Source organism: Streptomyces sp. UF-297 (assembly GCF_058245575.1).
The window spans coordinates 1-15,009 of record NZ_JBSIBZ010000080.1; the positions used below are offsets into that span (position 1 = coordinate 1).

The 15,009-nt window shown below is 72.0% G+C and carries 13 protein-coding genes and 1 pseudogene; 9 read left to right on the plus strand and 5 right to left on the minus strand.

Annotated features, from left to right (window positions below; genetic code table 11):
• Nucleotides 1–1,084, plus strand: a 1,084-nt coding sequence (locus AC4IJH_RS33595) for an AAA family ATPase (protein ID WP_490855726.1), incomplete at its 5' end; no start/stop codon positions are given.
• Between the two features lie 152 nt (nt 1,085–1,236).
• Here AC4IJH_RS33595 and AC4IJH_RS33600 read toward each other — a convergent pair.
• A pseudogene (locus tag AC4IJH_RS33600) lies at nt 1,237–2,295 on the minus strand (HD domain-containing protein).
• A 903-nt stretch (nt 2,296–3,198) separates the two neighbouring features.
• On the opposite strand from AC4IJH_RS33600, the gene AC4IJH_RS33605 reads away from it, so the two are divergent.
• On the plus strand, nt 3,199–3,924 hold the full coding sequence (locus AC4IJH_RS33605) for an RNA polymerase sigma factor (RefSeq protein ID WP_490855727.1): 726 nt from the start codon (nt 3,199–3,201) through the stop codon (nt 3,922–3,924).
• Nucleotides 3,924–5,024, plus strand: coding sequence for a hypothetical protein (locus AC4IJH_RS33610; protein WP_490855728.1), 1,101 nt, complete (start codon nt 3,924–3,926; stop codon nt 5,022–5,024). The genes AC4IJH_RS33605 and AC4IJH_RS33610 overlap by 1 nt, the downstream gene beginning before the upstream one ends.
• Nucleotides 5,025–5,217: 193 nt before the next feature.
• Here AC4IJH_RS33610 and AC4IJH_RS33615 read toward each other — a convergent pair whose 3' ends face one another.
• On the minus strand, nt 5,218–6,075 hold the full coding sequence (locus AC4IJH_RS33615) for a L,D-transpeptidase family protein (protein ID WP_490855729.1): 858 nt from the start codon (nt 6,073–6,075) through the stop codon (nt 5,218–5,220).
• 290 nt (nt 6,076–6,365) lie between these two features.
• On the opposite strand from AC4IJH_RS33615, the gene AC4IJH_RS33620 reads away from it, so the two are divergent.
• The 3 genes from AC4IJH_RS33620 to AC4IJH_RS33630 are packed head-to-tail and all read left to right on the plus strand — an operon-like array spanning nt 6,366 to nt 9,357.
• On the plus strand, nt 6,366–7,946 hold the full coding sequence (locus AC4IJH_RS33620; RefSeq protein WP_490855730.1) for an acyl-CoA mutase large subunit family protein: 1,581 nt from the start codon (nt 6,366–6,368) through the stop codon (nt 7,944–7,946).
• Between the two features lie 8 nt (nt 7,947–7,954).
• A complete protein-coding gene (locus AC4IJH_RS33625; protein WP_490855731.1) occupies nt 7,955–9,130 on the plus strand; it encodes a hypothetical protein in 1,176 nt (391 codons plus the stop codon).
• A gap of 14 nt (nt 9,131–9,144) precedes the next feature.
• Nucleotides 9,145–9,357: a hypothetical protein gene (locus AC4IJH_RS33630; RefSeq protein ID WP_490855732.1), complete on the plus strand. Its 213-nt coding sequence runs from the start codon at nt 9,145–9,147 to the stop codon at nt 9,355–9,357.
• A 19-nt stretch (nt 9,358–9,376) separates the two neighbouring features.
• On the opposite strand, the gene AC4IJH_RS33635 is transcribed toward AC4IJH_RS33630, so the two are convergent.
• Nucleotides 9,377–10,084, minus strand: a complete 708-nt coding sequence (locus tag AC4IJH_RS33635) for a FadR/GntR family transcriptional regulator (protein ID WP_490855733.1) — start codon at nt 10,082–10,084, stop codon at nt 9,377–9,379.
• 143 nt (nt 10,085–10,227) lie between these two features.
• Here AC4IJH_RS33635 and AC4IJH_RS33640 point away from each other — a divergent pair, with 143 nt between their 5' ends.
• The gene (locus AC4IJH_RS33640; protein ID WP_490855734.1) at nt 10,228–10,740 is read left to right on the plus strand and encodes a gluconokinase; all 513 of its coding nucleotides are present in this window, start codon (nt 10,228–10,230) and stop codon (nt 10,738–10,740) included.
• A 67-nt stretch (nt 10,741–10,807) separates the two neighbouring features.
• On the plus strand, nt 10,808–12,205 hold the full coding sequence (locus AC4IJH_RS33645) for a GntT/GntP/DsdX family permease (RefSeq protein WP_490855735.1): 1,398 nt from the start codon (nt 10,808–10,810) through the stop codon (nt 12,203–12,205).
• A 4-nt stretch (nt 12,206–12,209) separates the two neighbouring features.
• Here the strand turns inward: AC4IJH_RS33645 and AC4IJH_RS33650 are convergent, their stop codons facing one another.
• Together AC4IJH_RS33650 and AC4IJH_RS33655 are read right to left on the minus strand one after the other, a co-directional pair.
• Nucleotides 12,210–12,671, minus strand: a complete 462-nt coding sequence (locus AC4IJH_RS33650; RefSeq protein ID WP_490855736.1) for a GNAT family N-acetyltransferase — start codon at nt 12,669–12,671, stop codon at nt 12,210–12,212.
• Between the two features lie 37 nt (nt 12,672–12,708).
• Nucleotides 12,709–14,235 carry an FAD-dependent monooxygenase gene (locus AC4IJH_RS33655; RefSeq protein ID WP_490855737.1) on the minus strand — a complete coding sequence of 509 codons (1,527 nt, stop codon included), beginning with the start codon at nt 14,233–14,235 and terminating at the stop codon, nt 12,709–12,711.
• A 71-nt stretch (nt 14,236–14,306) separates the two neighbouring features.
• On the opposite strand from AC4IJH_RS33655, the gene AC4IJH_RS33660 reads away from it, so the two are divergent.
• Nucleotides 14,307–14,987 carry a TetR/AcrR family transcriptional regulator C-terminal domain-containing protein gene (locus AC4IJH_RS33660; RefSeq protein WP_490855738.1) on the plus strand — a complete coding sequence of 227 codons (681 nt, stop codon included), beginning with the start codon at nt 14,307–14,309 and terminating at the stop codon, nt 14,985–14,987.
• Nucleotides 14,988–15,009 lie beyond the last annotated feature (22 nt).

The following is a 15,009-nucleotide window of genomic DNA, read 5'->3' on the forward strand; positions in this document are numbered from 1 at the left end:
CCCCCCCCCCCCCCCCCGCCCCCCCCCCCCCCCGGGCCCGCGCCTGATCTTGTGCGGCTCCGCCATGAGCGTCATGCATGAACTGCTGTCGGGGACGAAGCCGCTGCGGGGCCGGGCCGTGGTCGATCTGCGCCTGGGCCCGTTCGACTACCGGGACAGCCGCACTTTCTGGCAGATCAAGGATCCGCTGACCGCGTTGAAGGTGCACGCGGTCCTTGGGGGCGCTCCCGGCTACCGGCCGGTGGCCGCCCGCCCGCACCCGGACGACGGCTTCGACACCTGGCTCACCCGGACGCTGCTCGACCCGGGGCGGGCGGTGTACTCGCGTACCGAGACCGAGTACCTGCTGCGCGAGGACCCGAGAATCACACAGCACACGCTGTACTACGACATCCTCACCGCCATCGCGCAAGGCGCCACCACCCCCAGCAAGATCGGTGCCGCCCTGGAGCGCCCGCGCAATGCCGTCGCCCATCCGCTCGGAGTGCTGGAGTCCACCGGCTACATCCGGCGGGAACAGGACATCCTCCGCTCCAGGCACCCCGTCATCACGCTCGCCGACCCCGTTATCCGCTTCAACCAGCTCATCACCCTCCCGCAGGCCGCCGCCGTGGAGCAGGGTTTCGCTGAGCAGGTGTGGCAGCAGGCCGCTCCGACCTTCAACTCCAAGATCCTCGGCCCGCACTTCGAGGACCTGGCCCGCGACTTCACGCGTCGTTACGCCCACACCCTGTTGCCCGGCGGACTGCCCGGCCCGGTCGGTACCACCGAGGTCGCCGACCAGGCCACCCGGACGAAGCACGAGGTCGATGTCATTGCACTGGCTGCTGGTGAGCGCCCACAGGCTCCCCGTGCGAGGATCGCGCTGCTGGGCGAGGCCAAGGCGACGGCCGCCCGCCGTGGGACCGGTGACCTGGAGCGCCTTGAGCGTATCCGTGCCCTGCTCGAAGTCCAGGGCTATGACACCGGTGCCACCACCCTGGCCCTGTACTCCCTGCACGGCTTCCACCCGGACCTGGTCGACCTGGCAACCCGGCGCGACGACCTCCTCTTGGTCGATCTGTCTACTCTTTACGGCGGTTGATGCCAAGCGGACGAGGAACTTGGGCGAGGGCGCGGCGCAGCTGCGCTTCGAGGTCGGGCACTGGGATCCCCAACTCTGTCAGCCACCGAACGACTTGTCCGAGGCTCGAATTCAACTCTGCTGCGCGACACAGGAGGTCCTGCCACGTGAGCTCATCCCTTACGGACATGTAGGTCTCGTCGTATTTCGAGTCCACGAGGAGTTCGTGCGCGTCGGCTGCCGACAGTCCGGCTGGTAGGTCCGGACAGGAGACCGTGAGCCCGTAAGTCGCCATACGCTCGGGGGAGACAGCAGCTGCTCATCCAGATCGTCGGGGCGGTGAGGCGCTTTGAACGGCACATCGAAACCGTAGTCCTGGAATCTTCGGATCGCCGATCCCAGGCGATGGACGCCCGATTCCAGAAGCAATTCGTACGGCAATGGGCCTGTAGGTGCGAGGCACAGTGTGTTGTCGACCCACCGGCTGTCGAGCAGTGCGAGATCGTCGGTCGTAGCGTCATCGGGAAACGCGCACGAAGGGGAGAATCCGAGCTCGCGATCTCATGGAGCAGCTCCCGAACCGGTCCCGCCTCCGCATGCTCGCCACGTCCCAGCAACCAGCGGTAGAACAACCACCAGCCGATCGGTTGTGCCGCATCGGGCCGCAGGGCCGCACGCTTGACCAGCCGGTCATGCCCTGCTGCGAACACCTCGAAGGCCCGCCGATCCTCGTCCGCGTCGGGCACGGGACCGAGCTGGTCCGGTCCGACGCGGGCTCAACGGGACGCGGTCCGCGCCCTGCTGGCGCCGTACAAGAACGGCACGAGGGTCAGTAGCGCGGTCTCGGCCGGATACAGATCGAGTGGGCGCTCGGCGCTTGGCTCACCCAGCAACCATTCGACCCGGTCGATGAATCGCACGGCCGCGCCCGGATCCTGCCACGGATCTACGGCGAGTGCGTCCTGCGCGGCATCGCGTACGCCCGCCAACTCGGCGACTACGGAACACACATGTGCTCTGAGTGTCTGTGCGCTCCGATCGTCGTCGACGTGGTCCCACAGGGCCGATTGCTTCGCGGCTCGCACCCACCAGTCCTCAACACCGCTGGACGGCAACGCAGGTGGAGCCGCAGCGTCCACGTGCATGTGAACTGTCCCGGCCTGTACGACAGTGCGTTGAGTACCCCCGGAGATCAGGTTGCGTAGGTTGCCCGCGGCGTCCACGTCCTCCATGTCCTGAGCCTATGGGCGACGGCCCGCGGCGGGGGCGACTTCCCGAGGGCGCTGGCCGCGGGGGAGCCGGTCGGTCATCTGCCGCTTGGCCCCGCACACCGCCGTCCTCCCTGGCCCGTCCAGCGGCCTCACGCGCGGGTCCGCCCAACGTTTGGACAGGGCGGCGACCAGGTCGCGCCGGTTCAGGGCGCGGCGGAGCTGCTCCGGCACGCACACCACGTACGTGTCGCGGGCGACCGCACCCTGCGGCGGCTTGGCGCCCGAATGTGAGGTCCCACTCGCCGGGCTACATCATGGCCCAGTACGGTACGCGCCGAGTCGAGGGCGCCCGCAAGCCGACGGCCGGAACAGCTCAGCGCCTTGGTTTGGGGGCATCGCATGAGGTGCCCGACCGGCCGGCCACGGCGACGGGTGACGCCCTGCATCGTCCCAGGCCAGAACTGGAGGCGTCGTGGAGACGGCCGGGGCCGCCACCCCCCACAGGAGAGGCCCCGGCCGTCGTCTGAGGGAGACCCGTGGTGGAACTCCCATCCCCTTCAGCGCCGGGCGGCCCGAAAGCGTCACAGCGGGTGCGGGCCGGGGCACGGCCAGTGCTCTGGACGCGGGGCGCCGGCTGCCCGTAACGTGCTGGTCCGCGCCGGTCGGACACGCCCTGGTCGGGTTCGGTCCAAGCCCGCGCGGCCGGCGGCCGGTCAGCCGGGTTACGGTCGGCGGGACCAGCCGGGTTACCTGCGGTACTCGGGCCAAGCGGTACGCGGGCGGGGGTCCGCGGCGACAGACAGCGAAACGGCGGGGAAGAGAAGCGGCAGGGACCGGTCGGTGTGGGCGTGTGCGCTGCGCGCTCGGTGCGTCCCCTCGTCTTCCAGGTGTTCTCCGCTCATCCGCGTGCGACAGGATGGACCCGTGCGAGGGGACGACATTCAGCCGGACGACGACCGGCTGACAGTCGCCGTACAGGCGGCACAGGACGGCGACGAGACGGCGTTCCGTACCGTCTACCGGGCGGTGCATCCACGACTTCTCGGATATGTACGCACTTTGGTGGGCGAAGCGGACGCCGAGGATGTCGCCTCGGAGGCGTGGCTGCAGATCACCCGCGACCTCGCCCGCTTCAGCGGTGACGCCGACCGCTTCCGCGGCTGGGCCGCGCGAATAGCCCGCAACCGCGCCCTGGACCACCTACGCACCCGCGGCCGCCGCCCCGCCATCGGCGGCGACGAGAGCGTACTGGCCGACCGCCCCGGGGAGTCCGACACCGCGGGCGAGGCCATGGAGGCGCTGGGCACCGGCCGTACGCTCCGCCTCATCGCCCGCCTCCCGCAGGACCAGGCCGAGGCCGTCGTGCTGCGGGTGGTGGTCGGGCTGGACGCCAAGAGCGCCGCCGAGGTCCTGGGCAAGCGCCCCGGAGCCGTCCGCACCGCCGCGCACCGCGGGCTGCGACGGCTCGCCGAACTGCTGGGCGGGGACCGCGGCGACCCGGGCGGAAGCGAAGGGCGCGGCGGCGGGGGAGCGGGCGGCCGGACGATGGGCGGAGTGCCCTCACAGGGCCGCAGGCGCGGGGAGAGCGCGACGGAATCGTACGTACCAGGTGTGACGGAAACGGCCGCACGAACGCAGAAGGACATGTGATGGCCGACGACCGGTACGACTGGCTCGACAAGGACGCCGCGGAGCGGCTGCTGCGCGGTGAGCCGGTCGACGCCCCCGGCGCGGGCGAACTGGCCGGGCTGCTGGACGCGGCCGCGGCACAGGCGAGCACCCCTCAAGGCGGCGCGCTCCCCGGTGAAGAGGCGGCGCTGGCCGCCTTCCGGCAGGCGCGGGCGGCTGCCCCGGCGACGGAAGTGGGCGCGGTACGCGCCACCGTCGGCACGCGGTCTACGCGCGATGCCCGTGCACGCACCGGCTTCGCGCGGCCCTTCCGGCGCGGCTTCATGGTCGCGCTGGCGGGCTGCGCGCTGGGCGGGGTGGCGGTCGCGGCGGGTACGGGCGTGCTCCCCACGCCGTTCCGCGCCAGCAGCGCCGACCCCGAGCCCGCGCCCAGCATCTCCGCCGCCGTCTCCCCCGGCCCGCGCGAATCCCGGGGGCCGGGCGCCGCCACCGGGGGCGCCACACCGATACCCGACGTGACCCCGGGCGCCACCGGCTCGGCCGAGCCGGGCGAGGCGCACAGCACCGGCTCCGCCGTGAGCGGCGGCGCGGACGCGGGCGTCTCGGGCGGCGGGGCGAACGGCCGTGAGGGGGAAGAGAAGCGGCGGGGCGGCGCCGGGACGGACGACGGTGAGCGGGAGCGCGGCAACGGCTCCTCCCGTGATGACGACGAGGACAAAGACGAAAAGAAGGACGACTCGGGCGACCGGCGACACGTCGTCCACATGCTGTGCCGCGACTACGAGTCCGGCCGGCGGCCCGCCATGGACCGGGAGACCCTGCGCCGCCTGGAGCGCGCCGCCGGGGGCCGCGAACGGGTGCACGCCTTCTGCCGCCAGTACCTCGCCCGGGGCGGCGGAAACGCTTCGGCGGGTGGCGGGAATTACCAGGGCGGCGGGGCCGGTGACGGCGGTGACCGCGACGGGCCGGACGGCGGGCGCGGCGGGAAAGGCGGCGGCAACGGCCATGGTCACGGCGGTGGCAACGGCCACGGTGGCGGGCGCGGTGACGGTGACGACGACGGCCGCCGAGGGCACCGTCATTCACCGGGTGTGACGTTTTTTGAGCCACTGACGCAGTAGGTAGTGAAGCCGACTGGTCATCGGCTGCGCCAGAGCCGGGGTTCCCCCCGTACCAACGGCTCAGCGCATTTGGCGCGGGCGGGGCACGTTCCCCCGGCCCCGCTCGCGCCCCTTTTTGCGCCTGAGCCGGCGCCGCTCTCGCGGGCCCAATGGCTCGCCGTTGGGGCTGCTCAATGGATGGTTGCGGTCGGCTTCACCGGTAGATGACTACCGAGTCTCCGTTTCGTACGTGGTCGAACAAGGCGGCGATCTTGGCGTGGTCGCGGACGTTCACGCAGCCGTGGGAGGCGCCGTTGTAGCCGCGGGCGGCGAAGTCGGCGGAGTAGTGCACCGCCTGGCCGCCGCTGAAGAACATCGCGTACGGCATGGGCGTGTCATACAGCGTCGAGACGTGGTGGCGGCTCTTGAAGTAGACGGTGAAGCTGCCCTCGCGGGTCGGGGAGTACTGCGAGCCGAAGCGGACGTCCATCGCCGCGAGGACCTTGCCGTCGATCATCCAGGCCAGGGTGTCGCTCTTCTTGCTGACGCACAGCACCCGCCCGGTCAGACAGCGCGGATCGGGCGCGGCGATCGGCCGGCTGGTGGGCGGGTGGAGCTCGTCGTGCGTGGGCGGGGTGGTGCGGGAGGCGAGCGCGCTCCACACCGCGCGCTCGACCGTACGGCCGCCGCTGCCCGGCAGGTGCTGCCGCGCGCGGAACGCCGCGACCGCCTCGGCGGTGACCGAGCCGTAATAGCCGGTGGGGGAGCGGTCGAAGAGGTCCAACTGCCGCAACCGGGCCTGGAGTTCACGTACCTGGTCGCCCTGCGCGCCACTGCGGAGGACGACCGGGCCGGGCCGGGGCTTCGCCGCCGGGGACGGATCGCGCGCCGGGGGCGGGGGAGTGGGGCTGGGGTCGGGCGCGGCCGCCGCGCCGTCGTCACGCTCCGCCGCCACCGGGTCCGGCGTGGCCGCCAGCGCCTGGCACCCCGAGGCCAGCGCCAGCACGGCCGCCACCGCGGCCAGGCCCCTGGCCCCGCGGCCCCTCGCCCCGGATATCCCGATACCGCTCATGCGCCACCCCCGTGGTGCTGTCACTCACCCCTACCGCCATGATTCCCACGGCTGCGGGCAGGTGAACCCGCAGGCATGCCAGGAGGGCGGGTGCGAGGGCGTACGCCCCGTGGGAGCCGAGTCGCTCGCGGGCACGGGCGAGGCGGCCGGTGGAGACTGCTGTGAGCAAGGTCCCAGCGTGCGGCCCTCCACGGCTCGCACGGCCGCCGCTACAGTCCGTCGCGAAGGCAGAGTTCGATGGTCCACCTGTTGGTTCCACCCCCAAGTAATACAGCTGGAGGCATGTACCCATGGCGCGCGAGTCAGAGTCCGGACTGCCCATCGAGCCCGTGTACGGGCCGGACGCGCTCGCCGAGTGGGACCCGGCCGAGAGGCTGGGCGAGCCCGGCTCGTACCCCTTCACCCGCGGTGTGTACCCCTCGATGTACACGGGCCGCCCCTGGACGATGCGCCAGTACGCCGGCTTCGGCACCGCCACCGAGTCCAACGCCCGCTACAAGCAGCTGATCGCCAACGGCACGATGGGCCTGTCGGTCGCCTTCGACCTGCCGACCCAGATGGGCCACGACTCCGACGCGCCGATCGCCAGCGGCGAGGTCGGCAAGGTCGGCGTGGCCATCGACTCCATCGAGGACATGCGGGTGCTGTTCGACGGCATCCCGCTGGACAAGGTCTCCACCTCGATGACCATCAACGCGCCCGGCGCGCTGCTCCTGCTGCTCTACCAACTCGTGGGCGAGGAGCAGGGGGTGGCGGCGGACAAGCTCACCGGCACCATCCAGAACGACGTCCTCAAGGAGTACATCGCGCGCGGGACGTACATCTTCCCGCCCAAGCCCTCGCTGCGGCTGATCGCGGACATCTTCAAGTACTGCAGGACCGAGATCCCCAAGTGGAACACCATCTCGATCTCCGGCTACCACATGGCCGAGGCGGGGGCCTCGCCCGCGCAGGAGATCGCCTTCACCCTCGCCGACGGCATCGAGTACGTCCGTACCGCCGTCGCCGCCGGGATGGACGTCGACGACTTCGCGCCGCGGCTGTCCTTCTTCTTCGTCTCGCGCACCACCATCCTCGAAGAGGTCGCCAAGTTCCGTGCCGCGCGCCGGATCTGGGCCCGGGTGATGAAGGAGGAGTTCGGCGCGAAGAACCCCAAGTCGCTGATGCTGCGCTTCCACACCCAGACCGCCGGAGTGCAGCTGACGGCCCAGCAGCCCGAGGTCAACCTCGTACGGGTCGCCGTGCAGGGCCTGGCCGCGGTGCTCGGCGGCACCCAGTCCCTGCACACCAACTCCTTCGACGAGGCGATCGCCCTTCCCACCGACAAGTCGGCCCGCCTCGCGCTGCGTACCCAGCAGGTGCTGGCGTACGAGACCGATGTGACCGCCACCGTCGACCCCTTCGCCGGCTCCTACGTCATCGAGTCGATGACCGACGAGGTCGAGGCCTCGGCCCTTGAACTCATGCGCAAGGTCGAGGACTTGGGCGGCGCGGTGGCCGCCATCGAGAACGGCTTCCAGAAGAACGAGATCGAGCGCAACGCGTACCGCATCGCGCAGGAGACCGACTCCGGCGAGCGGGTGGTGGTCGGCGTCAACCGCTTCCAGCTGGAGGAGGAAGAGCCCTACGAGCCGCTGCGGGTGGACCCGGCGATCGAGGCCCAGCAGGCCCAGCGGCTGGCCAGGCTGCGCGCCGAGCGCGACCAGGCGGCCGTCGACGCGGCCCTGGCCGACCTGAAGAAGGCCGCCGAGGGCACCGACAACGTCCTCTACCCGATGCGCGAGGCGCTCAAGGCACGCGCGACGGTGGGCGAGGTGTGCAACGCGCTGCGGGACGTGTGGGGGACCTACATCCCCACCGACGCGTTCTGAGCGGCCCGTTGACCGGCGCGGGCGGCCGGGACGCGGGCTACGGCTTCTTCGTCGCGGGGTCATGGGAGCCGCGCGGCCTGGTGCCCCTGCTGGCGGACTGCTTCCGCGTGCGGCCCCAGGAGGTCTCCGTCGCGCTCGACGAGAGCGCGGCGGGGGCGGAGACCCGCAACTGGGCAGCGCTCGTCTTCTGCGACGCACAGCCGGTGACGGGCGATGTCTCCTGGGCCTTGGACCTGTACGCGCACGGCGGCGCCGAACTCCCCGACAGCCGCACGCTGGCGCTGCGCCTGGCCGCGGGCACCGGCCGGGTGGTGCTGTACTCGGCGCCGCTGGTCCGCCCGTGCGCGTACTGGATGGCCACGCCGGGCGGGCGGGTGGGGCGGGCCGTGCTGGAGGAGTCGGACGACGGCCTGCTCGGCGCCTACCGTCTGGCCGCCGTCGAGCTGATGACCCCTCAATTACCGTTGGCTGACGTCTCGTTCGTCTACGCGATGATCGGGGACGAGGTCGACTGCCACCCCCTGGCGCAGGCGCTGCGCGCCATTGCCGACGCCCTGCGGGAGTGCTGCCCCGAAGGGTTCCTCGAACTGCGGGGGTCGCTCGCGGCGGGGACGGCGGACCGCCACAGCGACATCGATCTGTGCTGGACGGTGCCCGGTGAGCGCTTCGCGGCGGCCGTCGCGGGGGCCGCGCCGTGCCTGGAGCGGGCGCATCCGCTGCTGACCGCGCGCAGCGATCCCGCCTTCCACGCCGCTGCTGGGCGCCGTCTGCTCACCTACTTCTTCCGCGACCTGCCGCTGTTCTGGCGCCTCGACCTGGACGTACGGGCCGGCTCGCCGCCCCCGGGGCCCGCACCGGCCGGCGGGGACTGGCCGCCGGCCGTCAGCGCGCTGGCCAACGCGGTGGGCGCGGCGAAGGCGCTGCGCCGGGGGCGGCCGGCCGAGACGGTCCGCGGCCTGCTGGACCGCGGCTTCGCGCGCATCGGCGCACCCGAGCGGGCCACCGGCCACTGGGCCCGCGACATCCAGCGCCTGGCCGCGGCGGCGGAGCGCGTCGGCGCCGGTGCACAAGACGCCGGTGCAGAAGCGGGTGCGGGTGCCGGTGCAGGTGCCGGTGCGGACCCCGCCGTACGGGCCCTGGCCGACCGGGTGCGGCTGCTGGCGGCGACCACGGGGCTGCCCTGAGTCAGACTGGTGTCATGTCTTCACCCCGCCGTGCGTGCCCCATCTGCACCCGAGAGATCGCCGTCGTCGGCGGCCGCTTCGCCCGCCACGACCCGCCCGGGCGCCGTACCGGCCTGGAACTGATCTCCTGCCCGGGGTCCCGCAGGATCGCGCCGATGATGGCACCGGCGGAGAAGCTCTTCGACCCCGAGGAGCCGCCTTTCCCGGGGCAGCAGCCGCTGTTCTGAGTCGTTCCGAGGCGCCGGGCTAGGGCGCCAGCACGTCCAGTTCGGCCATCGCGCCCGCGGTGATCTCGCGGGTCAGCGACTCGGCCCGCCGCGCGTCCCCGACGCGTACCGCCTCCGCCACCTGCACATGCAGGGTGACCGCCGCCGGGTCCGGGTCGGTGAACATCACATGGTGGTGGGTGCGCCCGGTCAGCACGGCTGCCACCACATCCCCCAGCCGCGCGAACATCTCGTTGCCGGACGCGGTGAGCACCACCCGGTGGAAGGCCATGTCGTGCACGAGGTACGCGTCCAGCTGCTGGCCGCGCGAGGTGGCGACCATGCCCATGGCGTGCTCGGTCAGCTCGGCGCACTGGGCGGGGGTGGCGTGCCGGGCGGCCAGGCCCGCCGCGACCGGTTCGATCGCACCGCGCAGCACGGTCAGCGAGCGCAGCTGCCGGGGGCGGTCGGCGCCCGCCAGGCGCCAGCGGATGACCCGCGGGTCGTAGACGTTCCACTCCTGGGTGGGGCGTACGGTCACGCCGACCCGGCGCCGTGACTCCACCAGGTGCATGGACTCCAGGACCCGTATCGCCTCCCGGATGACCGTGCGCGAGACCGCGAAGCCGCGCTCCAGCTCGTCGGTGCGCAGGACCGTGCCGGGCGGGTACTCGCCCGCGGTGATCGCGAGCCCGAGCGACTCCAGCACGCGCGCGTGCAGCCCCTGCGCCTGCTCCTGGTTTTCCATGGCCTCAGCCTACGTTCCGGGGCCGCGCGGGGGATCAAGCCAATTAAGTATGACGTTTGGGTCACAGTGTCTTGAATACGTCGTACCCAATGGGTTTCAGTGGGGACCGTACCGAGGTCGATGAGGACAGCGAGGTAATCGGGATGAGCGCTCCCCACGTGATCGTCGTGATGGGCGTGGCCGGCACCGGCAAGACGACGATCGGGCCGCTGGTGGCCGCCGCACTGGGCGTCCCGTACGCGGAGGGCGACGACTTCCACCCCCCGGCCAACATCGCCAAGATGTCGGCCGGCACCCCGCTGGACGACGGCGACCGCGCCCCGTGGCTGGACGCCATCGGGGCCTGGGCGCACGGCCGGGCCGGGCAGGGCGGAGTGGTCTCCAGCTCCGCGCTCAAGCGCGCCTACCGCGACCGGCTGCGCGCCGCCGCGCCCGGTCTGGTCTTCCTGCACCTCACCGGCGACCGCGAGCTGATCGAGTCCCGGATGCGCGAGCGCCGGGGCCACTTCATGCCGACCGCGCTCCTGGACTCCCAGTTCGCCACGCTCCAGCCGCTGGGCGCGGACGAGGCGGGCGTGGAGGTGGACGTGGCCGGTACGCCGCAGGAGATCGCCGACCGGGCCGTCGCGGCGCTGCGCGAGCGCGCCGGGGGCTGACGAAGGCCCGGCCCCACGGGCAACGACAGCCCAGCAATAACAGCAAGGCAATCGCAAGGGATTCACCGTGACACATCTCAGCGTCGAGATGCTGGCAGCGGACGCGGCCGAGCCGATCACCTCGGCCGGTCACGCCCAGCTCGGTATCGCCGTCCTCGCCGGCATCGCCGCCATCGTCCTGCTCATCACCAAGTTCAAGCTGCACGCGTTCCTGTCGCTGATCGTCGGGTCGCTGGTGCTGGGCGCGGTGGCCGGCGCACCACTGGACAAGGCCATCGCCAGCTTCTCCTCCGGCCTGGGCTCCACGGTCGCGGGCACCGGCGTACTGATCGCGCTCGGTGCCGTCCTCGGCAAGTTGCTCGCCGACTCCGGCGGCGCCGACCAGATCGTCGACACGATCCTGGCCAGGGCGAGCGGGAAGGCGATGCCCTGGGCGATGGTGCTGATCGCGGGCGTCATCGGCCTGCCGATCTTCTTCGAGGTCGGCATCGTCCTGCTGATCCCGGTCGTCCTGCTGGTCGCCAAGCGCGGCAACTTCTCCCTGATGCGCATCGGCATCCCGGCCCTGGCGGGCCTGTCCGTCATGCACGGGCTGATCCCGCCGCACCCCGGCCCGCTGGCCGCCATCGACGCGGTCGGCGCCAACCTCGGCGTCACGCTCGCCCTCGGCGTCGTCGTGGCCATCCCCACCGCGATCGTCGCGGGGCCGCTCTTCTCCCGCTACGCGGCCCGCTGGGTGGACATCCACCCGCCCGAGAACCTGATCCCCCAGCGCGCCTCGGACGACCTGGAGCGCCGCCCCGGCTTCGGTGTCACCGTCGCCACGGTCCTGCTGCCCGTCGTCATGATGCTCGCCAAGGCCCTGGTCGACATCGTGGTGGACGACCCCACGCACACCCTCCAGCGCGTCTTCGACGTCATCGGCTCACCGCTGATCGCGCTGCTGACGGCCGTACTCGTCGCGATGTTCACCCTCGGCCGGGCCGCGGGCTTCACCAAGGGCCGTACCGCCGCCACCGTGGAGAAGTCGCTGGGCCCGATCGCGGGCGTGCTGCTGATCGTCGGCGCGGGCGGCGGCTTCAAGCAGACGCTGGTGGACGCGGGCGTCGGCCGGATGATCCTGGAGATCTCCCAGGACTGGAACATCTCCACCCTCCTGCTCGCCTGGCTGATCGCCGTGGCCATCCGCCTGGCCACCGGCTCGGCGACCGTCGCCACCATCTCCGCCGCGGGCCTGGTCGCCCCGCTCGCCGCCGACATGAGCACCACCCACGGCGCCCTCCTGGTCCTTGCCATCGGCTGCGGCTCGCTCTTCTTCAGCCATGTCAACGACGCGGGCTTTTGGATGGTGAAGGAGTACTTCGGCATGAGCGTGGGCCAGACCCTCAAGACCTGGTCCATCATGGAGACGCTGATCTCCGTCGTCGGCATCACCTGCGTCCTCCTGCTGTCCCTGGTGCTCTAGGGCCTCAACGCGCGGGCCGCCACACGTACTTCACATCCGGCTCCCGCTCCTCGTTGCCCTGCCCGTCCGTGCGCAGCGCTTCCACGAAACCATGCCGTTCGTAGAAGCGCTGCGCCGCCGTGTTGACCTGAAACGTCCACAACTCCAGCCCCGCCGGACTGCGTTCCTTGGCCAGTGCCACGAACCGGTCCCCGAGGCCCCGCCCGCGCCGCCCCGGCTCCAGATACAGCTGACCGACCACGGCCCCGTCGAGCACCATCATTCCGGCCACAGCGTCCCCGTCGACCGCCACATACGTCTCCTGCCCGGGCACCACCACCGCCCGGAAGTACTCCCGCACCTCGTCGTCACTGTGTGCCCGCCGTACGGTCGGCAGGGCGGCGTCGTACGACCGCAGCCATACGTCGGCAACGGCGGCGGCATCGGCGGCGGTCGCGCGCCGGATGGTGATCTGCTCGGTGTCCATGGGGCGAACGATGCCGGTCGGCCGCGGGTTCCGCACGTCATTTCGGCTCGGGGAAGTAGCGGCGCAGTTCGGGGGTGAGGCTGGTGGGGGATGGGGAGGCGAGGGCGAGGTGGCCGTCGGGGCGGATGAGGAAGAGGGCGGTGCCGTAGGTGTCGAGGGCGTGGCCTGTGGGGTCGAGGAGGTCGGGGGTGGGGCCGCCTATGCGGTAGGTGCGCAGGGCGGTGTCGGGGAGGGCGGCGAGGTCGGTGGGGAGAGGGGGGAGGGTGAGGGTGGGGTCGGTGATCAGGAGGGTGAAGTGGGGGCCGCGGAAGGCGTCGGAGAGGGGGAAGGGGGCGCCGGAGGGGGTGGTGCAGGGGGAGTTGGGGGCGCGGTCGCCTGCGCGCAGGGCGGTGTCGGGCAGGTCCCAGCGGCGTTCGAGGGTGAGGGGGCTGTGGCGGTAGCCGAGGGTGAGCTGGTGCAGGTCGCGGCCGCGGCGCAGTGAGCCGGTGCGGTGCAGGCGGGTGCTGGTGTTGAGGATGTCGGCGGCGACGGGGCGGCGTTCGGCGTCGTAGGTCTCCAGGAGGGAGTCGGGGGCGCCGTACCGCAGGACCTGGCCGAGCTTCCAGCCGAGGTTGTAGGCGTCCTGGACGCTGGTGTTCAGGCCCTGGCCGCCCGCGGGGGAGTGGATGTGCGCCGCGTCGCCCGCCAGGAAGACGCGGCCGGAGCGGAAGCGGTCGACCACGCCGGCGCGGGGGCGGAAGACCGAGGTCCAGACGACCTCGTGGATCTGATCGAGCGTCAGGTGGGTGTGGGTGGCGATGAGTTTGCGTACGGCGTCGGGCGAGGCGTCCTGCGGGGTGTCGGCGAAGGCGGCGAAGCACTGGAAGAGGTCGGTGCGGGCCAGGGGGAGGAGGGTGACGAAGCCCCGGGTGCCGATGGGGAAGCGGTGCCAGTGGTCGCGGTCCAGGCCCTCGATGCGCAGATCGGCCACCAGGCCCTCGCCGGCCGGCAGGTCCGGGCCGCTCATGCTGACGCCGAGGGCCTTGCGTACGCGGCTGCGGCCGCCGTCGGTGCCGACCAGGTAGGCGGCGCGCAGGGTGCGTGCGCCCGCGCCGGGGTCGGAGGGGGAGACCACGCGGGCCGTGACGCCGTCGGGATCCTGGGTGAAGGAGTCCAGCGCGGTGTCGAACGCGACCCGGCCGCCGAGCTCCAACAGGCGCGCGTACAGGGCCTCCTGGTTGCGCCACTGCGGGACCATGAGGGCGTTGGCGTGGGGGGTGCCGGGGGTCGGCTCGACGCGCTCGACCATCTCGAAGACGTCGGTCTTGCGGCCGTCCTCCCAGATGGCCATCGGGGGGTAGGCGCCGCCGACGGCGTGGATGGCGTCGAGTATCCCGAGGTCGTCGTAGACCTCCTGGGTGCGGGGCTGCAGGCCGGTGCCGCGGCCGCCGGGGGAGAGGTGTTCCTGGCGTTCGACGATCAGGGCGCGTACGCCGCGCCGGGCCAGGTCGACACCGAGGGCCAGGCCGCTGGGGCCCGCTCCGACGATCAGTACGTCCACGTCCGTGTCCGTGGTGGCGTCCATGCTCCAGGTCTCCTTAACGTTGTTAAAGGCCATGGCCGCGAGGATGCGCTTAACGGTGTTAAATTGTCAACATGGCGACGAGACTCGACCGCAAGCACGTGGCGGAGACCGCCCTGCGACTGCTGAACGAGGTGGGCCTGGAAGGGCTCAGCCTCCGCCGTATCGCCAAGGAGCTGAACGTCCAGGCCCCCGCGCTGTACTGGCACTTCAAGAACAAGCAGGAGCTGCTGGACGAGATGGCCACCGAGATGTTCCGGCGGATCACCGCCGGGGCGGTGGGGCGGGACGGGAAGGCCGACCTGTCCGGCAGCTGGCAGGACGTCCTGGCCGACACCTGCCGCGGGCTGCGGCGCGAGCTGCTCGGCTACCGCGACGGCGGCAAGGTCTTCAGCGGTACGCGGATGGCCGACGACGGCTACGCCGCGCCCCTGAACGCGTTCCTGGGCAAGCTCACCGAGGCGGGCTTCTCCCTGGGCGACGCGGCACGGGCGTGGTGGACCGCGTACAACTACACCATCGGCCTGGTGATCGAGGAGCAGTCCGTCTACCCGGAGCCCGGCGACCCGGGCGAGCGGGACCCCGAGGAGCGCGACCCGGCCTACGACCTGACCGACCGCGAGCGACGGCTGGGTGAGGCCTACCCGCTGGCGGCGCGGGCGGGCCGGGAGCTCTTCGGCGACCTGGACCGCAGCTTCGAGGCGGGCCTGCGGATCGTGGTGGCGGGCATCGAGGCTACGGTCCCGCGCTCCTGAAGGGCGCGGGACCGTGCCGATC